General features: G+C 69.1%; 15 protein-coding genes. 11 read left to right on the top strand and 4 right to left on the bottom strand.

Translation table 11 applies throughout. The features are described 5' to 3' along the window. Window positions 1-12 precede the first annotated feature (12 nt). From WME75_RS21425 to WME75_RS21410, 4 genes are all read left to right on the top strand, one after another. The gene (locus WME75_RS21425; protein WP_437493831.1) at window positions 13-1,053 is read left to right on the top strand and encodes a sugar-binding protein; all 1,041 of its coding nucleotides are present in this window, start codon (window positions 13-15) and stop codon (window positions 1,051-1,053) included. A 52-nt stretch (window positions 1,054-1,105) separates the two neighbouring features. Beyond that, entirely contained in the window at window positions 1,106-2,629 is a 1,524-nt protein-coding gene (locus WME75_RS21420) for a sugar ABC transporter ATP-binding protein (RefSeq protein WP_437493828.1), read from the top strand. A 37-nt stretch (window positions 2,630-2,666) separates the two neighbouring features. Further along, complete coding sequence (locus tag WME75_RS21415) at window positions 2,667-3,821, top strand: ABC transporter permease (protein ID WP_437493825.1); 1,155 nt, start codon at window positions 2,667-2,669, stop codon at window positions 3,819-3,821. Between the two features lie 369 nt (window positions 3,822-4,190). Then, window positions 4,191-6,857 carry a glycoside hydrolase family 15 protein gene (locus WME75_RS21410; protein ID WP_437493822.1) on the top strand — a complete coding sequence of 889 codons (2,667 nt, stop codon included), beginning with the start codon at window positions 4,191-4,193 and terminating at the stop codon, window positions 6,855-6,857. Between the two features lie 94 nt (window positions 6,858-6,951). Here the strand turns inward: WME75_RS21410 and WME75_RS21405 are convergent, their stop codons facing one another. The 4 genes from WME75_RS21405 to WME75_RS21390 form a co-directional block, all read right to left on the bottom strand. Then, window positions 6,952-8,037 (bottom strand): NAD(P)H-dependent flavin oxidoreductase, encoded by a 1,086-nt coding sequence (locus WME75_RS21405; RefSeq protein ID WP_437493819.1) that lies wholly within the window; start codon window positions 8,035-8,037, stop codon window positions 6,952-6,954. Between the two features lie 52 nt (window positions 8,038-8,089). Further along, window positions 8,090-9,247 carry an ATP-binding protein gene (locus WME75_RS21400; RefSeq protein ID WP_437493816.1) on the bottom strand — a complete coding sequence of 386 codons (1,158 nt, stop codon included), beginning with the start codon at window positions 9,245-9,247 and terminating at the stop codon, window positions 8,090-8,092. Next, entirely contained in the window at window positions 9,244-10,518 is a 1,275-nt protein-coding gene (locus WME75_RS21395; RefSeq protein ID WP_437493813.1) for a sensor histidine kinase, read from the bottom strand. The genes WME75_RS21400 and WME75_RS21395 overlap by 4 nt, the downstream gene beginning before the upstream one ends. A gap of 65 nt (window positions 10,519-10,583) precedes the next feature. Next, window positions 10,584-11,321 carry a cobalamin B12-binding domain-containing protein gene (locus WME75_RS21390; protein ID WP_437493810.1) on the bottom strand — a complete coding sequence of 246 codons (738 nt, stop codon included), beginning with the start codon at window positions 11,319-11,321 and terminating at the stop codon, window positions 10,584-10,586. 207 nt (window positions 11,322-11,528) lie between these two features. Between WME75_RS21390 and pucL the strand changes: the two genes are divergently transcribed. The 7 genes from pucL (at window position 11,529) to WME75_RS21355 (ending at window position 20,537) form a co-directional block, all read left to right on the top strand. Beyond that, window positions 11,529-12,374 (top strand): factor-independent urate hydroxylase, encoded by an 846-nt coding sequence (pucL, locus tag WME75_RS21385; protein WP_437493808.1) that lies wholly within the window; start codon window positions 11,529-11,531, stop codon window positions 12,372-12,374. Between the two features lie 390 nt (window positions 12,375-12,764). Next, entirely contained in the window at window positions 12,765-14,474 is a 1,710-nt protein-coding gene (locus tag WME75_RS21380; protein ID WP_437493805.1) for a DUF1592 domain-containing protein, read from the top strand. Between the two features lies 1 nt (window position 14,475). Further along, window positions 14,476-15,849, top strand: a complete 1,374-nt coding sequence (locus WME75_RS21375; RefSeq protein ID WP_437493802.1) for a DUF1552 domain-containing protein — start codon at window positions 14,476-14,478, stop codon at window positions 15,847-15,849. 393 nt (window positions 15,850-16,242) lie between these two features. After that, window positions 16,243-17,400 carry a GNAT family N-acetyltransferase gene (locus WME75_RS21370; protein ID WP_437493799.1) on the top strand — a complete coding sequence of 386 codons (1,158 nt, stop codon included), beginning with the start codon at window positions 16,243-16,245 and terminating at the stop codon, window positions 17,398-17,400. Between the two features lie 778 nt (window positions 17,401-18,178). Beyond that, a complete protein-coding gene (locus tag WME75_RS21365; protein ID WP_437493796.1) occupies window positions 18,179-18,322 on the top strand; it encodes a hypothetical protein in 144 nt (47 codons plus the stop codon). 288 nt (window positions 18,323-18,610) lie between these two features. Further along, window positions 18,611-19,528, top strand: coding sequence for an iron-containing redox enzyme family protein (locus tag WME75_RS21360; protein WP_437493793.1), 918 nt, complete (start codon window positions 18,611-18,613; stop codon window positions 19,526-19,528). A 16-nt stretch (window positions 19,529-19,544) separates the two neighbouring features. Beyond that, complete coding sequence (locus tag WME75_RS21355) at window positions 19,545-20,537, top strand: iron-containing redox enzyme family protein (RefSeq protein WP_437493790.1); 993 nt, start codon at window positions 19,545-19,547, stop codon at window positions 20,535-20,537. Window positions 20,538-20,575 lie beyond the last annotated feature (38 nt).

The raw sequence follows: 20,575 nt of genomic DNA, 5'->3' as shown, positions 1-20,575 counted from the left end.
GGGGTGAGGCGTATGGTCCAGAGAATCGGTCGGTTCATCGTCGGGGTCTGCGTGGCGGCGGGGCTCGCGGCCCTGGGCTGCGACAACGGCGGCGCCGGCAGCGGCGCGCCGGGCGCGCCCGGCGCGCCGAAGCCGAAGCTCGCCTACATCACGAACGGGGTCGCCCCGTTCTGGACCATCGCCGAGAAGGGCGTCATCGACGGCGCGAAGGAGTACAACGCCGAGGTGAGCGTCGTGATGCCGAGCGACGTGAACGACCAGATGCAGCGGGTCGAGGATCTCTTGATCCGCGGCGTCGACGGCATCGCGATAAGCCCCATCGACGCGGAGAACCAGGTCCCGCTGCTCAACAAGGCGGCCGCGAAGACAAAGCTCATCACGCAGGACTCGGACGCTCCGAAGAGCGAGCGGATCGTGTACATCGGCATCGACAACTACGTCGCTGGTCGGATGGCGGGGCAGCTCGTGAAGGAGGCGATCCCCGGCGGCGGCAAGCTGGCGATCTTCGTCGGGCGGCTCGAGGGGGACAACGCCCGCAAGCGCCGCCAGGGCGTGCTCGACGAGCTGCTCGATCGCCCGGACAACAGCGCCGGGAACGACCCGCTGAACCAGGAGCTGAAGGGGGCGAAGTACACGATCATCGCGACCGTGACGGACCAGATCGACGCCGCCAAGGCGAAGAGCAACGCCGAAGACATGATGTCGGCGCACCCGGACCTCGTCGGCCTCATCGGTCTGAACGCGTACCACACGCCGGCCTTGCTGGAGGCGCTCAAGCAGGCAGGGAAGATGAGCTCGATCCAGATCGTCGGCTTCGACGAGCAGGACGCGACGCTGCGCGCGATCCAGGACGGCGAGGTCGTCGGCACGGTGGTGCAGAACCCGTACATGTACGGCAAGGAGTCGGTGCGCGTGCTCGCGGCGCTCGTGCGGGGCGACAGCTCCGTCGTGCCCCCGGGCGAGTTCATCTCGCTGCCGGCCCGGCAGATCCGCAAGGGCAACCTGGGCGAGTTCTGGGCGGATCTGAAGCAGAAGGCAGGCAAGGCCGAGTGAGCCCCCGGGCGGCCGCGCGGCGCGCCGCCCGGGCTGATGACCCCTGAAGCGAATGAACGCCTCCTCGCCCGACCTGGACGCGACACCGCTGCTCGAGGCGCGCGGCCTGACCAAGCGCTTCCCCGGCGTGCTCGCGCTCAGCGACGTTCACGTCGCGCTCGGCCGCGGCGAGGTGCTCGGCATCGTCGGCGAGAACGGCGCTGGCAAGAGCACCCTCATGAAGATCCTCGCCGGCGTCGAGGCGCCTGACGCCGGCGAGCTGCGCCTCGACGGGCGGCCGGTCGCGCTCGGCTCGGTGAGGGAGGCGCTCTCCCGCGGGATCGCGCTCATCCACCAGGAGCTCAACCTGGCGGAGAACCTCGATATCGCGGCCAACATCTTCCTCGGCCGGGAGCCGCGGCGGGGCGGCTTCATCGACGAGGGCAGGATGGAGCGGGAGGCGCGGGCGATCATGGCGCGGGTCGGCCTCGCGTGCTCGCCGCGCGCGCTCGTCGGCGGCCTGTCGCTCGGGCAGCGTCACCTCGTGGAGATCGCCAAGGCGCTCTCCGCGAACGCCCGGGTGCTCATCATGGATGAGCCGACGTCGTGCCTGTGCCCGCACGAGGCCGAGGCCCTGTTCCAGGTGGTGCGGGAGCTCCGCGCGGGCGGCATCGGCGTCGTGTACATCTCTCACCGCCTCGGCGAGGTGACGGCGCTGTGCGATCGCGTGCTCGTGCTGCGCGACGGCGAGAACGCGGGCGAGCTGCCGCGCGGCGAGATGCGCCACGATCGCATCGTGCGGCTGATGGTGGGCCGGGATCTCTCCCAGTTCTATCCGCACGTCCCGCACCCGCCGGGCGCGCCCGTGCTCGAGGTCTCCGGCCTCCGGACGCCGCGGCACCCCGAGCACGCGCTCTCGTTCACGGTGCGCGCCGGCGAGATCGTCGGCGTGGCGGGGCTCCTCGGCGCCGGGCGCACGTCGCTGCTCCGGACGCTGTTCGGCGTCACGCCGGCGGCCGGCGGCGCCGTGCGCGTGGCCGGGCGGGCGATCACCCCGCGCACGCCGCGCGACGCCATCGCCGCCGGGATCGGCCTGGTCCCGGAGGATCGCCAGCAACAGGGCATCATCCTGGAGATGGCGATCCGGTCGAACGTGAGCCTGCCGAGCCTCCGGCGGGCGCAGCGCTACGGTCTCCTCGACCGCGCGGACGAGCGCCGGATGTCGGCCGAGATGATCCGGGAGCTCGACGTGCGGACGCCGAGCGACGTGCAGCCGGCGCAGCACCTCTCCGGCGGCAACCAGCAGAAGGTGGTCATCGGAAAGTGGCTGTCGATGTCGCCGCGCGTGCTCCTCCTGGACGAGCCGACCCGCGGCATTGACGTCGGCGCAAAGCACGAGATATACCAGCTGATGGAGCGATTGGCCGCGAGCGGCATGGCCACCCTGTTCGTCTCCAGCGACATGGAAGAGGTGATGGGCATGTCCGATCGAGCGCTTGTGATGCACGAGGGGCGCATCGCCGGCGAGCTCGGCCGCGCCGGGCTGAGCGAGGAGGCGATCCTGCAGCTCGCGACCGGCAGCGACGCCGCGGCGTGACCCGGAGCCATCGAGGCGGGGCCGAGGCCAGAGGAGCATGCCTGTGACGACGACACGTGATCTCCGGGCGCGCGGCTCCGCGCCGCCCGCGCCGCCCGCGCCGCCCGCGTCGCTCGTGCCGAGCACACGGCGGAAGGTGCTCGGCGTCTTCTGGCTGCTCCTCGCCGTGTCGCTCGGCACCGCGCTCATGAACGGCAGGTTCCTCCTGGCGGAGAACCTCGAGAACCTGATCCGGCGGACGGCGCTGTTCGGCATCCTCAGCATCGGCGCGGGCTTCGTGATCATCACGGGCGGCATCGACCTGTCGATCGGCTCGGTCGTGGCGCTCGCCGGCTGCATGCTGCCGTGGCTCCTCTCGGTCCAGCACTGGCCGCCTTCGCTGGCGGTGCCCGTGCTGCTCGGCATCTCCCTCTGCATCGGGCTCGCGCACGGGCTGCTCATCACGAAGCTGCGGCTCCAGCCGTTCGTCGTGACGCTCTGCGGGCTCCTGCTCTACAGGGGCACCGCGCGCGGGATCTCGGGCGACCAGACGCAGGGGTTCGGCATGGGGTTCGAGTCGCTGCGCTACCTGTCGGTCGGCAGCCCGTTCTCCATCCCCGTGCCGTTCCTCTCGTGGATCTCGGAGGGGCGCTTCAGCCCGTACGCGGTGCACCCGTTCACGGGCGCGAGGACGCGCCTCGCGGCGATCACGTGGATCGACATCCCGATGCCGTTCCTCCTGTTCCTCGCGATCGCGATCGCGGGGTCGATCTTCCTGAACCGCACAATTTACGGCCGCTATCTGATGGCGCTCGGCCGCAACGAGCAGGCGGCGCGCTACAGCGGGGTCGACACCGACAGGATGACGATCCTCGCCTATGTGCTGTGCTCGGTGCTCGCCTGCTTCGGAGGCATGCTGTTCGCGCTGGAGGTCAACTCGGCCCAGCCGGTTGATTTCGGCAATTTCTACGAGCTCTACGCGATCGCCGCCGCCGTGCTGGGCGGCTTCAGCCTGCGTGGAGGCGAGGGCGCGGTGCTGGGGGTGATCCTCGGCACCGCGCTGATGCAGGTGCTGCGCAACGCCATCAACATGCTGGGCGTCCCGACGCAGATCGAGTTCGCGGTGATCGGCGCCGTCATCCTGATCGGCGTCATCGCGGACGAGCTGGTCAGGCGCTATGCGGCGGGGCGGCGCAAGGTGCTTGGCTCATGAGGTCATGAGCTCGCGGCGGCGCTTCCAGGTGGCCGCCGCCGAGATGGGCCGAGGCCCAGCCAACGCCCCGGCGGCGCGACGCCCGCGGCCGCGGTCGCAGGACGCGCCTCGCGGCGTCGACACGGTGCGTAAGGCGCAACGTCGCTGTCCTCGCCAGGAGCCCGGCATGGCGGCGCGCGAGAGCGCGCAGATCGCGTGCTACGCTGAAAGATCGCCGGCGTTCCACGCGGAGCAGGAGCGAGCAACGGCCCGGGGGGGGCGGGCCGCGAACCGCCTGCGCCACGTGGAAACATGAATTAAGTCGCTGGCTTACGATAGCCGTGGAGAGGCCTTCACGCGGCGAATCCCGCGTGGAAAGGGGATGGCGTGATGCGGAAGCGAATTTCTTGTGGAGCTATAATTGTTCATCTGACGCTGGGGCTCGCCGGCTGTGTGGCCGGCGCCGAGGAGCCCTCGCTCGGGGCGTCGGCCGTCCCGATCGGACGCGGCGTCGCGGCCCTGGCGGGCGCAGGGGCCGCCTCGGTGTGGGGGCCGGCCGACAAGTCGTTCCTGGGCACCTCGACGACCGCGACATCGCGGGTCTACTTCACCGGACACCGCGGCATCGTGTCCGAGGTGTTCTATCCGGTGCTCGACACCGTCAACACCGTCGACTTGCAGTTCCTGGTGGGGGATACGGCGAAGACCTTCGTCGATGAGGAGAAGCACCAGAGCTACACCGTCACCCAGCCGGACAAGCGCTCCATGCGGTGGCAGGCGGTCACCAGCAACAGCGGCCACAACTGGCGGATCACCAAGACCATTTTCGCCGATCCCGGCCGCAGCTCGCTGATCCAGCGCGTCCAGTTCGACGCGCTGAACGGCAGGAACGTCACCCAGTTCAACCTCTACCTGCTCCACAACCCGGCGATGGACAACTCCGGGGCCGGCGACAGCTCGAAGACCGCGACGGCGGGCGGGCGCACGATGCTCGTCGCCTCGGAGAACAGCCGCGTCTCGGCGCTGGCCATCTCGCGATCATGGAAGACGCTGACCTCGGGCGGCCCGCCGATGGTGTCGAGCGGCTTCGTCGGCGAGACGGACGGCTTTACCGACCTGCTCGGCGGCGCCGCCGACAGGACCATGAGCTGGCGCAACGACCTGGCGAGCGGCGGCAACGTGGCGCAGATGGGCTGGGTCGACCTCGGCGCGAGCGCCGTCACGAGCCTCTCGTTCGACGTGGTGCTCGGCTTCGGCGCCACCGAGACCGAGGCGACGACCACCGCGAACGCGACGCTCGGCAGCAACCTGACCACCCTGCGAACCACCTACGACAGCGGGTGGAACAGCTACACCGGCGGGCTCAACAACCAGGGCGGCACCGCCGACGACCAGTATTACCTCGCGGCGATGTCGCTCAAATCGATCCAGGACAAATCGAACGGCGCCATGATCGCCGGGATGGGCACGCCGTGGGGCGAGACCAACGGCGACGCCAACAACGGCGGGTATCACCTGGTCTGGCCGCGCGATCTGTTCAAGTTCGCCAGCGCGCTCGTGACCGCCGGAGACACGGCGGCCGGGACCTCGGTGGTCAACTACCTGTTCAACACGCTCCAGCAGTCGAGCGACTGCGGCGTCGCCGAGTACAACGCGCCGAGCTGCCCGCAGGGCTACAGCCGCGTCGGCCGCTTCCCGCAGAACGCCTGGGTCAGCGGCTGGCAGTACTGGCAGGGCACGCAGATGGATGAGCAAGCGATGCCGATCATCCTCGCCTGGCGCCTGGGCCCGTCGGTGTCCAACCCGCTGTGGCCGAAGATCAAGAAGACGGCCGACTACATCGTCAACACCGGCCCGTGGACGCAGCAGGAGCGCTGGGAGGAGAACGCCGGGTACTCGCCGTCGACGATCGCCGCGGAGATCGCCGGCCTCGTCTGCGCCGCCACGATCGCGCGCGCGAACGGCGACACGACGAGCGCGGCCCGCTACATGGCCGCCGCCGACGCCTGGCAGCAGGGCGTCGACCGCTGGACGTTCACGAACACCGGCTATCACGGCGACGGCAAGTACTACCTCCGCATCAACCCGTCGGCGCGGGGCAACACCGGCACAGGACCGCAGGTGTATAACCCGGTGTCCGGGCCGGACGCGGCGATCTCCTTCACGATCGGCAACGGCGGTGGCACGCACGACCAGCGCTACATCGTCGACGGCGGGTTCCTCGAGCTCGTGCGGATGGGGGTGAAGCGCCCGGACGATCCGTCGATCCTCGCGACGTTGCCGGAGTACGACCTCATCCTGAAGCGCAACATCGCCGGCAAGGGCGACGCCTGGTTCCGCTACAACTACGATGGATACGGCGAGAAGAACGACGGCAGCAACTTCGACGGCGTCGGCGGCCGGGGCCGGCTGTGGCCCATCTTCACCGCCGAGCGCGGCATGTTCAAGATCGCCGGCACGGGCGTCGGCAGCGATGGCACCCCGTTCCTGACCGCGGTGAAGGCGTTCTCGACGCCGCAGGGCTTCATCCCGGAGCAGGTGTGGAGCGAGACGACGAACGTCACCGGCTGGATCGTCGAGAAGCCGGGGAGCGCCACGGCGGGCACCCCGACCAGGTCGATGAGCCCCCTGAACTGGGCGATGGGCGAGTACATCAGCCTGCTGGCGTCGATCCGCGCGGGCAAGGTCGTCGATATCCCGTCGGTGGTCTGCAGCCGCTACAACGCCTGCGTCGTGTCGCCCGCGTCGGGCCAGGCGGGCGTCGTGTTCAACGCGACCGCGACCACCGTGGTCGGCCAGCACGTGTACGTCACCGGCAACACCGCGGCGCTGGGCAGCTGGAATACAGATCTCGGCATCCCGGTCGATCCGCGCAGCTACCCGGTGTGGACGAACGGCGCCAACCTGCCGGCCAGCAGCGCCTTGCAATACAAGTACTACCGCAAGAACGCCAATGGCACCGTGACCTGGGAGAACCGGCCCGGCGGCAGCAATCGAACGATGAGCACCCCCGCGTCCGGCGGGACGCTCACGCTCAATGACACGGTGAGCTGGTAAAACAAGCGCGGCGCGGGCGAGGGGAGGGGGGTGAGCGCCGCGGCGGCCGAGTGGCTAGCTGGCCGAGTGGCTAGCTGGCCGCCCGGCTCGCCCCTCAAGGCTGCATGAGCCCGCGAATCACCTGCTCGGTCTGCTCGGCGAGCGCCGCAAGGAGCTCGGCCGCCGGCCGCGGCCTGGCGAGGGCGGCGCTCTGGCCGGCCCAGAGCGACAGGTAGTCCTCGCGCCCCGCCGCCGCCGCGGCCCGGCGGATCGGCTGGGTGAGCCAGTTCTGGACCGGATACTCGGGCACCTCGGGCTCGTGCGGCGTCAGGGCCTCGACGAACGCGTTGGGGATGCCCCGCGCGGTGCGGCCGGAGAACACCCGCGTGAGCACGGTCGTGCGCGCGTGCGGCGAGGCCAGCGCGCTGCGGTGGCCGGCGCTCGCCCCCGACTCCTCGCACGCGAGGAAGGCCGTCCCGATCTGCACGCCGCTGGCGCCGAGCGCGAGCGCCGCCGCGACGCCGCGGCCGTCGGCGATGCCCCCCGCGGCGACCACCGGGGCCCGCACCGCGTCCACGACCTGCGGGACGAGCGACAGCGTGCCGACCAGCGACTCCCGCACGGGCCGCAGGAACGCGCCGCGGTGCCCGCCCGCGTCGCTGCCCGAGGCGACGATGAGGTCGACGCCGGCCTGATCGAGCGCGATCGCCTCGTCGACCGTGGTGGCGGTGCCGATGACGGCGATGCCCCGCGCCTTCGCCCCCTCGATGACCGGGCCGGGCGGAACCCCCATGACGAAGCTCAGGACCTGCGGCCTCGCCTCGAGCGCGGCCTCGACCTGCTCCTCGAAGCGCGGGGCGAACGCGCTGGGCACCTCGGGGTCGGGCAGGCCGAGCTGTCGCAGCATGGGGCGCAGCCGCGCCACGTGCCGCTCGAGCTCCGCCGGATCGAGGGTGGTGGGCTCTCCGGGCTGAGGCACCCAGAGGTTCACCGCGAAGGGGTGCGGCGTGAGCCGCCGGAGCTCGGGGACGAGGTCGGCGATCTGCGATGGCGTCAGGGCGTGCGCCCCGAACGAGCCGAGCCCGCCGGCGTTCGAGACGGCGGCCGCGAGGGCGGTGGTCGACAGGCCGCCCCCGAAGGGGCCCTGGATGATCGGGAGACGTAAGCCGAGCTGTCGGGTGAGGCGCGTATCGGTCCACATGACAGAGCAGGGTAGTCGACGGGAAATCGCGCTCGAAGAAAGCTGCGTCGATTCAGCTGCTCCTCTCTGCATCAAAATCGAGCGGGAGCGTGAAGGTCACCCGCGTTCCCCGGCCGAGCTCGCTCTCCACGCGGATCGTGCCGCCGTGGCGCTCGACGAGGCTCTTGCAGATCGAGAGGCCGAGCCCCGTGCTCTTCTCCCCGCCGGTCGTCCGGGTGCTCGTCCTCTGGAACTTGCGGAACACGCCGCCGATCTCCTCCGGGCGAATGCCGAGGCCCTGATCCTCGATCATCACCTCGACCGCTCGACCTAGCCTCCGCGCGCGCACCGTCACCGTCGTGCCCCGGTGAGAGAACTTGAAGGCGTTGCTGAGCAGGTTGCTCAAGACCTGCTCGATCCGCTCGACGTCGCAGCGGACGAGCGGGAGACCGGCGGGCACATCGACCGCCATCGTGATCCCCTTGCGGCGGGCGCCGTGCTCGTTCAGGGAGGCCGCCGCCGCGATGATGCCGCGCAGGTCGGCGTCCTGCAGGCGAAGCGCGATGTTCCCGTGCTCGAGCGTCGTGATGTCGAGCAGATCCTCGAGCAGCTGCAGCGCGAACTCGGCGTTGGCCTGGATCTTCAGGAGGTGGCGCTGCGCGTCCTCGCGCGCGGCGAAGGCGCCCCCGAGCTGCATCGCCGAGAACCACTGGATCGCCGCGATCGGATTGCGCAGATCGTGCGCGGCGACGCCCACGAGCTCATGACTCCGCTGGCTCAGCTCGGCGAGGTGCTGGTTCTCCCGGCGGAGCGCCTCGGCGCTCGCCTCCAGGCCGGCGAGGAGCCGCCTCTGGTCGCTGAGGCGCTCGTGGAGCGCGAACGCGTCGCGCACGGCGCCGGCGAGCGCCGGCGGATCCCACGGCTTGGGGATGAACCGGTACACGCCGCCGGCGTTGATGGCCTGGACCGCGGCGCTCGTGTCCGCATAGGCCGTCATGAGGAGCCGGACGGTATCCGGAAACTCGGCCTTGATCGCCGCATAGAGCTCCGTGCCGGTCCTGCCCGGCATCCGCTGATCGCTGAGGACGACGGGGATGGGCCGCTCGCGCAGGAGCGCATGGCCCTCTTCGGCGCTCTCCGCGGTGAGGACCTCATAGTCGCGCCGGAGCTCGCGGCGGAGCGCCTTCAGGGTCTCGCGCTCGTCGTCGACGATGAGCAGCGCGCGCGTCACCGCTCGAGCTCCTTCGGCAGCGTGATCGTGAAGGTGCTGCCGGCCCCGGGGGTCGAGCGGACCGAGATCGTGCCCCCGTGCTGATCCACGACGATCTTGTGCGAGATGGTGAGGCCGAGCCCCGTGCCCTGCCCGACGGGCTTCGTCGTGAAGAACGGATCGAAGATCCTGCCGCGGACGTCATCGGTCATCCCGGCGCCGTTGTCCTCGAAGTCCAGGGCGACCTGGGGCCCGTCGTCTCGCGCGCGGATCACGACGCGACCGTTCCCCCGCCCGCGGCACTCGACCGCCTGGACCGCGTTGATGAGGAGGTTCAGGAACACCTGGCTGAGCTCCGCCGGCTTGCAGCGCACCTTCGGCAGGTCGGCCCACTCCACCAGCACCTCTACACCGCCGCTCTTCAGCGCGGGGCCCGCGATCGCGAGGGTGGTCTCCAGGCTCTCCCTCAGGTCGGACTGCTCCACCTCGGCCTTGTCGAGCCGCGTGAAGGTCCTGAGATCCGCGACGATCTTCTGCACGCGCGCGAGGCCGCCCAGGGTGCCTTTCACGAGATCGCCCGCGTCCTCGCGCAGAAACGCGAGGTCGGTGTCGCCCCGGAGCGCCTCGGCGACGCCCGTCACGTCGCCTGGGCCCCCGCGGAGCGCGGCCTCCTCGAGCGCCTCGTAGGCGGCGCACAGCCGCCCGAGCGCCTCTCCGAGGGTGTGCACGTTGCTGCGGACGAAGGCGAGCGGGTTGTTGATCTCGTGGGCCACGCCGGCGGCGAGCTTGCCGAGGGCGTTCATCTTCTCCGAGTGGACGAGCATCGACTGCGTGGCGCGCAGCCGCGCGAGCGACCTCTTGAGCGCCTTTTGCTCGGAGACGAGCCGCCGCTGGAGGCTCGAGATCCTCGAGTTCAGCGCGGACACCTCGACGACGACGCGCTCGAGCTCGACGACGTCGAACTCGCCGAGGATCAGCAGCTCATCGCCGAGCCGCCACACCTCCCCCCGGAGGCTGTGCGCGATCGAGCGGAGGTCCCCGAAGTGCAGGATACCGCGGTGGATCGGCCCCCCGCGGCCGTGCCCTGCCGCGGCGAGCTGCGGGAAGCTCGGGCTGACGAGGCGGGCCGGCTCACCCGCGGGTCCGAGCAGCCGGCGCATGCCGCGGTTCGCGAACCGCAGCGCGCCGTCCGGCGAAAAGACGCCGACCGCCAGCGCGGTCGAGTCCATGAGGAAAGCGCCGGCGAGCTCTGCGGCCTGGCCGCCGAGCTGCCCTCTCGCCGGCGGGGCCACGAGCGGCCTTTCTTCGTTATCTCCTGTGCTTCGCGGCTCGCGCGGTACCATCCGGGATCCGACCCTCACCGTGGCGCGGCGAGGAGCTGCTCCGCCACGCGGACGGCCTGCTCAGCGGTCGGCGCCGAGCCGTCGGCGCCGAGCTGCCTCCAGAGGTCGTGGTCCACGCCGAACGGCTGGCCGCCGACCAGAACGACGACGTCCCTGCACCGCTCGTCGGCGCGCGCGGCGGCGACGAGATCGCCGACGCTCGCGAGGTGATCGTCGAGCGTGGCCGAGACCGCGAGGACGTCGGCCGCGCGGTGGACGGCCTCGTCGATCGCGTCCTGGGCCGGCGTGCTGGCCCCGAGATAGAAGGTGTCCCACCCCGCCATCTCGAAGAAATCGGCGACGAAGCGCGCGCCGATCTCGTGGCGGTTGCCGTCCACCGCGGTGGCCACGAGCCGGCGGCCGGCGCGATCGGCGTTGCCAATGAGCGGATAGAGCTGGCTCAGGACCATCTGGGTGACCGCCGTGCAGTAGTGCTCCTCGGCGGTGCTGAGCTGACGGAGCTGCCAGAGCCGGCCGACCTCGTACTGGCACGGATGCAGGACGTGAACATAGATGTCCTTGACCGGCGTGCTCGCCTCGATCGCCTCCCGGATGACCTCGAGGGCCCGCCGCTGGTCCCCCTGGAGGAGCGCGTCGAGGTAGCCGCACGCGACGACCCCGAGCGGGGCCTCGGGCCGGATGAAGCTGGGGGGCTCGACGTGCGCCGAGGTGAGCCGCTCGGCCGCCGCCCTGTTGCGCTCTGCGATCACCATAGGTGCCTATCTTGCAGCGCGGGATCGCCGGCGCACGTCCCATATCGCACGAGCTCGCCCGGGGCGCTCGAGCGCGCGGGCGCCGCCGGCACGCCGGGCCCCGCCGGCGCCGGGCTGCCCGCCGGGCTTGAGCCGGCGTGCTGCTTCAAGGTACGGTCTCCCGCATCGCAACGAAGCGTCGTTGCCAGGCGCGGGAGCTGAAGAACGATGTCGATCTCCTTGGTGCAGAACAGCTACGGCAAATCGAGGGTGCGGCTCGTCAAGGTTCGCCGCGTGGACGGGCGGCACGAGCTCACCGACATCGACGTCGACATCCAGCTCGAGGGCGATTTCGACGACGCCTATACGCGGGGCGACAACAGCAAGGTGCTGCCCACGGATACGATGAAGAACACCGTGTACGCCCTCGCCAAGGGCCACCCGGTCGAGCCGATCGAGGACTTCGGCGTCGTGCTGGCCGAGCACTTCCTCGGAACGGCCCCTACCCGGCGGGCGAGGGTCTCGATCGCCGAGAACGTCTGGTCGCGCATCGACGCGGGCGGCGCGCCGCACCGGCACGCCTTCTTCCGCGCCGGGGCAGAGCGGCGGACCGCGGAGATCACGGCGGCTCCCGGCGGGGTCGAGATCGCGTCGGGCATCGCGGATCTGCTCGTCCTCAAGACCACCGGCTCGGCGTTCTCGGGCTTCCCGCGCGACAAGTACACGACGCTCAAGGAGACGGAGGACCGCATCCTCTCCACCCTCATCCTGGCGCGATGGCGCGCGGCGGCCCGCGACCAGGCCCCCACGGCGACGTGGGAGCGCGTCCGCCGCGCGCTGCTCGAGACGTTCGCCGAGCAACACAGCGTCTCGGTGCAGCACACCATCCATGCGCTCGGCGAGGCGGTGTTCGCGGCCTGCCCTGCCGTCGACGAGCTGAGCCTCTCGCTGCCGAACAAGCACTGCCTGCTGGTCGATCTCTCGCCCTTCGGGTTCGTCAACGACAACGAGATCTTCGTCCCGGTGGACGAGCCGCACGGGCTCATTCACGCCACGATGAAGCGCGGCGGATGAGCGTGGGCCTCCGGTCCAGCGTGGCGCAGACGGATTTCTGACGCGCTCGTGATCAAGACGCCCCGGCGCGGGCATGTAACAAGATCGCTGTCCGGCGTTCGGTCCTGGTGGCTCTCCGAGACACGATGGATTCGGCGCGGGTACAATTTTCGCGACGTCTGGTACGAGGCGATCGGCGATCTGCTGTCGTGACGCGGCCAGTCAATGGAGCCGCGTCAAGGCAGGAGTGATTCACCATTGTGTTAGCGGTGAAGTCCTCGATTTGATGATTCCACGATAAGCGATGTCCGCCCATGGGCGCTGGCCTCCGATGCGATCGCCGATGGGAACAGCGCTTGACGCGTGACGAGGCTTCACCGTACGTTGCGCACGACGGTAGGAGGTCACGGTATGGCTGACTTAGGATATCGTCGCTGGCGAGGTGGTCGCGTGACCCTCGCGACGCTCGCGCTGACGCTCGCGGCCGGGTGTGACGGGACCATCGGAGGGGCAGGCGCCGGGACGGACGGCCCGGGGTCGGGGTCCGGACAAGGAGAGCCGCAGGCGTGCGGGGGCACGGAGCGGCTCCTCGCGCCGCAGCGGCGCCTGACGCGATTCGAATACAACAACACGGTTCGAGATCTGCTCGGAACGTCGCTCACCCCTGCCGCGCAATTCCCACCGGACGAGATCGCCGGCGGATTCAACAACAACGCGGCGGTGCTCACCGTGTCGTCGCTGCACGCCGAGAAATACCTCCTGGCGGCCGAGGCGCTCGCGGCCGAGGCCGTGGCGGGCGACCTGTCGGCGCTCTTGCCGTGCGATCCGGCTGCCGTCGACGGTCAGGTCGAGGCGGAGGAGGCGTGCGCGCGCGAGTTCGTCGAGGACTTCGGCCGCCGCGCGTACCGCCGGCCGCTCGCGCCGCAGGACGTCGAGCGGCTGATGCGCGCGTACGCGGCGGGGCGGACGGGCGGGTCGCTGCGCGAGGGGATCGAGGTGGTCATCCGGGCCGCGCTGCAGTCGCCGAAGTTCCTGTTCCGTCTGGAGCTGCGCCACGAGCTCGACGACGCCGGGCCGAAGGTGCGTCTCGATCCCTACGAGATGGCCTCCCGCCTCTCCTACCTCGTCTGGGCGTCGGGCCCCGACGACGCGCTGCTCGATGCCGCCGAGGCCGGCCTGCTCCAGACCCGCGAACAGCTCGCCGAGCGAGTCCGCGAGATGCTGGAGAGCCCGCGGGCGCGCCTGGCGATCGCGGAATTTTACAAGCAATGGCTCAACCTCGGGAAGCTCGAGATCATCGTCAAGGAGGAGGGCGCCTTCCCCGGCTTCGACGACGAGCTCGTCGCGGGGATGAGCGCCGAGACGCCCGCGTTCATCGAGCACGTCCTGTGGTCGGGGGACCGCAAGCTGTCGAGCCTGCTGACGTTGCCTGTCGGCTTTGCCACCGAGTCGGTCGCCGAGCTGTACGGCGTGTCGGTCCCGCCCGGCTCGACAACGCCCCAGCGCGTCGATCTCCCGCCCGACCAGCGCGCGGGGGTGCTCACGCAGCCCGCGTTCCTGGCCGTCCATGCGCACCCGGATCAGACGTCTCCGGTCCTGCGCGGCAAGGCGATCCGGTCGAAGTTCATGTGTACCGAGCCGAAGCCGCCCCCGGACGACGTCGACCTCACGCCGCCCACGGGCGAGCAAGGCGTCACGGCGCGCGAGCGGTTCAACCAGCACGCCTCCGGCGCGTGCGCCGGCTGCCATCAGCTGATGGATCCGATCGGCTTCGCGTTCGAGAACTTCGATTCCGTCGGCGCCTACCGCACCGAGGAGGGCGGGCAGGTCATCGACGTCTCCGGCGAGATCTTCCAGTCCGAGGACATGGATGGCCCGTTCGTCGGCGTCCGCGAGCTGGCGGAGAAGCTCGCCGGGAGCGAGCAGGTCCGCGCGTGCCTCGCGACGCAGTGGTTCCGCTACACGGCAGGTCGCTTCGAGACGGTCGGCGACGAGTGCTCGCTCGGCCAGCTGCGCGCCGAGTTCCACGGCTCCGAGGGCGATCTCGTGGAGCTCATCGTGCAGACGACGCAGACCGAGGCGTTCATGTTCCGCAGCGCGATCGCGGCAGAGGAGGAGTGACATGAGACAGCGAATGATCTCTCGACGGCGGATGCTCCAGGGCGCGCTGGCGGCGACGGCGACGATCCCGCTGCTCAACTCGGAGCTGGCCCGCGGGCAGGAGACCACCGCGCCCAAGCGCTTCGTGGTGTTCTACACGCCGAACGGCACGCTCGAGTCGCAATGGATGCCCACGGGCCCCGGGGCCAACTACACGCTGAGCCCGCTGCTGCAGCCGCTCTCGCCGTTCAAGGCGAAGCTGATCCCGCTGCGCGGGATCAACATGAACGTCGTGGTGAACTCCAACGTCGGCTCCGAGCACGCGCGGGGCATCGGCGGCCTGCTCACGGGGCGGGCGCTGCTCAAGGGCAATTTCCGGAGCTTCAACTCCAACAACGCCGGCTGGTCGTCGGGGATCTCGCTCGATCAGCACATCGCGAACAAGCTGAAGCCCTCGACGCTGTTTCGCACCCTGGAGCTCGGCGTCCAGGTCCGCGACGCCGAGGTGCGCGGCCGGCTCTGCTACAGCGGGCCCGACCAGCCGATCCCCCCTCGCGAGGATCCCTACGATACCTTCGAGCAGCTCTTCGGGGCGTCGGTGCCGGGGCAGGGCCAGGGCAGCTCCGATGCGCTGGATCGGCTCCGCGCGCAGCGTCGGACCGTGTTCGACCTCCTCCGCGAGGACATCGCGGAGGTGCGACCTCGCATCGGCAGGGAAGATCGCGTCAAGCTCGACGCGCACATGCAATCGATCCAGGACATCGAGGCGCGCCTGGCCGGCGGCGGCTCCTCGACCGGCACCGGCGGTCCGACCACGACCTGCCAGCCCCCGGCGCTGGGCGAGCGGATCGACCTCTCGGACGACGCGAACATGCCCGCCATCGGCAAGCTCCAGATGGACATGGCGGCCGCGGCGCTCGCGTGCGACCTCACCCGGATCGTCACGCTCCAGTGGTCGTACGCCGAGAGCGAGCACCTCTACCCGTGGCTCGGGCTCAGCGGGAACCACCATGCCATCTCGCACCAGTGGGACACCCCGGGCAAAGCGCAGTACTCGAAGATCCACACGTGGTTCGCGGAGCAGCTCGCCTACCTGCTCGGCAAGCTCGACTCGTACGCGGAGGGGGATCGCACGCTCCTCGACAACACCGTCGTCCTGTGGGTCACCGAGATCAGCGAGTCGACGCAGCACGCGCTCACGAACATGCCGTTCCTGCTCGCCGGCAGCGCGGGCGGGGCCTTCCGCACCGGCCGCTTCGTCGACTACCTGGCGAACGGCGGCGCGGCCCGCCAGCACAACGACCTGCTGCTGACGATCGCGAACGCGATGGGGACCGACGACACGACCTTCGGCGACCCCGCGTTCAGCAGCGGGCCGCTCCCCGATCTCACGTAAGTCTCACGTAAGCGCGCCTCCCCGAACGGAACACAGCCGGCGGGGGACGCAGGGCTTGCGCGCGTCCCTCCTCTGGTTGTACTCTGCGCCACATGGGAGGGGCGTCCCTGGTGGCATCCAAGCGACATCGTATTCATCCAGCCACAACGGAAACGCGAGACAAGGCCTGGGATGGGCACTTGTGCCTCGGGCGCTCAGCGGTCGAGCGTGCCCGGCACGCGCCGGCGGCGCGGTCCACGGTCCGGGCTCGGGCGCTGGGGGAGATGTCCGTGCGCCCGCATGGAGGTGCGCAGCTGAGCTGTTGACGCACGCAGTGGTACGTCGGCGTGATGTTGCCCGAGCTGCGCCGGCCAGGCCCGCGGCATCGAAAGCGACGGAGGAGGACAAGACAGGATGCAACAGCCGACCATCGGAATCCTCGCCGGCATGGGGCCGCGATCGACGGCCCCGTTCATCGATCTCGTGATCACGGAATGCCAGGAGCAGTACGGGGCGAAGGACGACATCGACTTCCCGAAGATGATGATCTGCTCGCTGCCGGCACCTTTCTATCCGGATCGCGCCACGGATCATGCGGCGATGGAGGCCACCCTCCGCGCGGGGCTCGAGGGCATGGCCAGGACCGGCGTCGATTTCATCGCGATCCCCTGCAACACGGCGCACATCTACTACCCGAAGCTCTCGGCCTGCATCGACGTCCCGCTGCTGAACATGGTCGAGCTCGCGCTCGACGCCGGCCCGGAGCCCGCGCGCTCCATCGCGCTGATCGCGGCACGCCCGACCGTCGAGTCCGGCATCTATCAAGACGGCATTCGCCGGCGCGGCGGCCAGCCGATCGAGATCGACTGGCAGCGAGAGGTGGACGCCCTGATCGGCGCGACAAGGACCTCCAGGGATCCCGCCCTGTTCCGCGCGCGCTGGGACAGCCTGCTCCTGCGGGCGAAGTCGGCCGGGGCCGACGCCGTCCTCCTCGCCTGCATGGACCTCAGCGCCATCAAGGCTCACATCGAGACGGATCTGCGCCTGATCGACGCGGGGCAATGCCTGGCTCGCGAGATCGTCGCTCAGTGGTTGTCTCGCCGCCGCGCCGCCCCGCTCGAAGCAGAGGGGCGCGAGCATCGCCGCGGGCGTTACAGAGTGTCCTCGAATCCACGAGAGCTCGACGTCGCGGCCATCCACGCCTATCTCAGCCGATCCTACTGGGCCGCCGGCATCACGAGAGAGCTTGTGGCGCAGTCGCTTCAGGGGTCGATGTGCTTCGGGCTCTTCGAAGAGGATCGTCAGGTGGGCTTTGCACGGGTGGTCACGGATCGCGCGACCTTCGCGTATCTCTGCGACGTGTATGTGCTCGAGGAGCACCAGGGGCAGGGGCTCGGCAAGTGGCTGGTCGGCATCGTGGCAGAGCATCCCACCCTCAAGAAGGTCCGCCGGTTCGTGCTCGCCACAAAGGACGCGCACGGTCTTTACGCCAGGTTCGGCTTCACGCCGTTGCCGGCGCCCGAGAGGTTCATGGAGATCTTTCGGCCAGAGGTGTACCGGCCGGCGAGGTGAGCAGAGGGGGGGAGGAAGAGCTCCTCCGGGGTGGGTTGGAGCGGCCGGCGCTCGCGCGCAGCCGCCAGATGGCTCACGGGGTGAACTCTCCTTGATCCGGGTCGATCCCTGGGGAGGGGACCCCGCGGAGGATCAACGACGCGAGGGGCTGATCTCCCTTCATGCACCGCGCGTCGTTCGTGCCTGTGCTGCCCCTCGTCACGCCGATCGGCGGCGCGGTTGGCTCAGCCGCGGGCACCGGTGTTGCTTGGCAGCGACCGCCGTTGCTTGCCCGCGATCGGATGCAAATGCTGCTGACGGAGGCGTGTGCGCTGAGGTGCGGCGCTTGAGCTCGCCCGCCAGATGAGCGAGCTCAAGCGCGCGGGAACAGGCCATGTGAAGAATGGTCGCCTTTAACAGTAATTAACAGTCATCGATGGCTCATCGATGGCTTATCGATGGCTTATCGATGGCTTGTCGATGTTCCTTGCACCGCCCGTGCCGCGCTCTGCCGTAGAGACGACGCGGCGGCTCCCGCCTCACGCAGCACGCGCTCTTATTCCCACAGATTTTTGCCCGGCAGATCTCGCAAGATTCCGAGCCCGCGTGAAGTCCCATCGAAAATGACACAGGCTCTGAAGGTTCGCTGGACGGTTCCAATGAGTCCGGATGGCAGGATTCGAGCGTCATGATTTCCATTTTAGATTTTGACGTGTCGATGCTCGTGTAGTACCGATTACCCCAGTTGCGTTCCTATGGTGGGAGCGCATTGCTGCGTTATGCAGCCGTGGAGGAATACATGTCGAATAAGATCGAGACCAAGGTCGAGAGCAACGTTGAGAAGACCGAGGCCAAGCCGGTCGCCACGACCGAGAGCCGCGCCATGCGCATCCGCCTGAAGACGGGCGTCATGGCGGGTCCGGTCGTCGCCGTGCATCTGTGATGCCGACCGGCAGGTAGTGTTGTCCCGGAGAGGCACGTCCGTGCTTCTCCGGGACAGTTACCGGACGTGTGTGCCAGGCGTGTTGGTCTGGGTCTGTCGATCCAGCGCTGTGAGGTCTCCGGTCGAGAAGAAAGAGCGTGTCCGCTTCCCGACGCGCTCTTTCGTTTCGGTCGGAGCCCTAACAGCTCGAACCTTGAGCCGAGGGAGAGCAGTTACGTGTTGGAATCAACCAGTTTTCAGCCGCGTTTAGTCTGCGAGGTCTCCGTCACGAACGACGCGATCTCGCTCATGCGGGACGGGGTGGAGTTCGCCCTGGAGCCCGAGGGATCGTCCGCCGAGGAGCTTCGAGGCTTCCTCAAGGCGCTGGACGGCAGCCGGACCGTGAGCGAGCTCCAGCGTGGGCTGGACACGGCCCAGCAAAAGCGGTTCGGGACCTTGCTGCAGGATCTCGAGCGCTTCCAGCTGCTGGACGACGTGGGCAAGGTGAAGATGCGCACGGGCTCCCAGGCGCTGCTCGAGCTCGAGGATCTCGCCAATGCGCTGATGGAGAAGAGCATCAACCGCAACGTCTTCTGGGTCAGCCTGCTGGGCGATCCGGAGCGCTGCCCGAAGAGCGCGTTCTACGGCCTCGCCATCGAGAATTACCACTTCCTTTTCCGCGAGAGCCTCTTCGACGCTCCGGTGCTGCCTTACGTCGGGAGCGCCAAGGTTCGCCAGCTGATCAACGAGTTCTACTGCAGCGAGTACGGGCACGACGAGATCATCATCAAGGCGATCTTCGCCCTCGGCATCAGCCGCGAGGACGTGGAGGACATGATGCCGCTGGCCGAGACGCTGGCGCTCTGCAATGCCCTCTCGTACTGGGCGTCCAGCGATCCCATCTTCTTCTTCGCGACGCTGGGCGTGCTCGAGGGCAAGGATCCCGAGGAGGATCTCTTCATCGAGGCCTGCGAGAAGGCCTCGCTCTCTCCCAAGTTCATCAAGCCGATGCGGGATCACTCGGACATCAACCGCAAGGGGGAGCACGGGAACCTGACGCGCCTCATCTTCGCCGAGATCCCCTACGTGGACGATCTGACGATGGCACGGCTGCGGCGCCAGATGCGCCTCTTCGTCGAGATGTACGACGACTTCTACACCGCCATCTGGAACTTCTACTCCCCGAGGACCGGCGCGGAGCTCGTGCGCAGGATGTCGACCATCTGACTTCGAGGCGATCATCATGACCGTGACGACGAATTTCTTTCAACAGCCGCGCCTGCGCGAGGCTGTCACCATGCAGGCAAACGGCGAGAGCTGCGTCCTGCGTTACCGGGACGAGGAGTACGAGATCGAACTCGCGCCCGAGACGCGGGACGACTCGGTGCGCATGCTGGAGATGCTCCTGCGTGGCGGGAAATCCATGGACGAGCTCTCGAACGAGCTGCCGTCGCTCTCCCACGAGGTGGGCCGGGTCTGCCGGGATCTCGACCGCTTCGGCCTGCTCACGGAGACGTTCCACAACCCGCTGGAGGCCAAGCGAGGCGCGCAGTTCTACCGAGAGCTGCAGCGCTTCATCGCGCGCGTGCGGCAAAAGTTCAGCACCCGGTCCTTTTACCAGGGCCTCGTGGACGGCACCCTGGGGCGCGAGCCGCTCATCGGGTACGCGCTCGAGTACTACCATATCGTGCGCATGTGCCCGGGGCTGCTCGCCCCGGCGCTGGCGTACCACGAGTCGAGGACGACGCTGCGCATCCTGCAGGATTTCTTCGCCTCGGAGCTCAACCACGATCGGCTGATCGAGCGCTCCTTGGCCGCCGTCGGCGTCGAGCGCAAGGACCTCGACCGGCTGGTGCCGCTCCCGATGACGTTCACGATCTGCTCCTCCCTCGGGGTGTACGCGCGCCAGCATCCGCCGTCGTTCAAGGCGGCCCTGTTCCTGTTCGAGGAGGTGAGCGACGAGTTCCACGCCGCCTACAAGAAGCGGTGCGTCGAGGTCGGCCTGCCCGAGGCGTTCTACAAGCCCATCCTCGATCACGCGTCGATCAACGACGACGGCGATCACGGTCAGATCAGCGAGGCTCTGTTCGCCGAGATCCCGTGCATCTCCGAGGAGGAACAGAAGGCGGTGATGCGTCACATCGGCATCCTTGTCGAGTCGATCGTCCTCATGGATGGCCAGATCGTCGACTATTACGGGAAGCCGGGGAGCGTTATCCCTCGCATCTGGGATTGAGCCGGCCAGCGGAGGGGCCCGCGGTGGCGGCCCCGGCG

Source organism: Sorangium sp. So ce1014 (genome assembly GCF_051521505.1).
Taxonomy (GTDB): domain Bacteria; phylum Myxococcota_A; class Polyangia; order Polyangiales; family Polyangiaceae; genus Sorangium.
Note: the sequence above shows the minus strand (reverse complement) of the source record. Positions and strands in the feature narration are given on the sequence as shown.

Excerpts from the sequence above, each read along its gene's own strand:
- WME75_RS21425 (WP_437493831.1), top strand. The coding sequence starts at position 13 with ATGGTCCAGAGAATCGGTCGGTTCATCGTCGGGGTCTGCGTGGCGGCG.
- WME75_RS21420 (WP_437493828.1), top strand. The coding sequence starts at position 1,106 with ATGAACGCCTCCTCGCCCGACCTGGACGCGACACCGCTGCTCGAGGCG.
- WME75_RS21415 (WP_437493825.1), top strand. The coding sequence starts at position 2,667 with ATGCCTGTGACGACGACACGTGATCTCCGGGCGCGCGGCTCCGCGCCG.
- WME75_RS21410 (WP_437493822.1), top strand. The coding sequence starts at position 4,191 with ATGCGGAAGCGAATTTCTTGTGGAGCTATAATTGTTCATCTGACGCTG.
- WME75_RS21405 (WP_437493819.1), bottom strand. The coding sequence starts at position 8,037 with ATGTGGACCGATACGCGCCTCACCCGACAGCTCGGCTTACGTCTCCCG.
- WME75_RS21390 (WP_437493810.1), bottom strand. The coding sequence starts at position 11,321 with ATGGTGATCGCAGAGCGCAACAGGGCGGCGGCCGAGCGGCTCACCTCG.
- pucL (WP_437493808.1), top strand. The coding sequence starts at position 11,529 with ATGTCGATCTCCTTGGTGCAGAACAGCTACGGCAAATCGAGGGTGCGG.
- WME75_RS21380 (WP_437493805.1), top strand. The coding sequence starts at position 12,765 with ATGGCTGACTTAGGATATCGTCGCTGGCGAGGTGGTCGCGTGACCCTC.
- WME75_RS21375 (WP_437493802.1), top strand. The coding sequence starts at position 14,476 with ATGAGACAGCGAATGATCTCTCGACGGCGGATGCTCCAGGGCGCGCTG.
- WME75_RS21370 (WP_437493799.1), top strand. The coding sequence starts at position 16,243 with ATGCAACAGCCGACCATCGGAATCCTCGCCGGCATGGGGCCGCGATCG.
- WME75_RS21365 (WP_437493796.1), top strand. The coding sequence starts at position 18,179 with ATGTCGAATAAGATCGAGACCAAGGTCGAGAGCAACGTTGAGAAGACC.
- WME75_RS21360 (WP_437493793.1), top strand. The coding sequence starts at position 18,611 with ATGCGGGACGGGGTGGAGTTCGCCCTGGAGCCCGAGGGATCGTCCGCC.
- WME75_RS21355 (WP_437493790.1), top strand. The coding sequence starts at position 19,545 with ATGACCGTGACGACGAATTTCTTTCAACAGCCGCGCCTGCGCGAGGCT.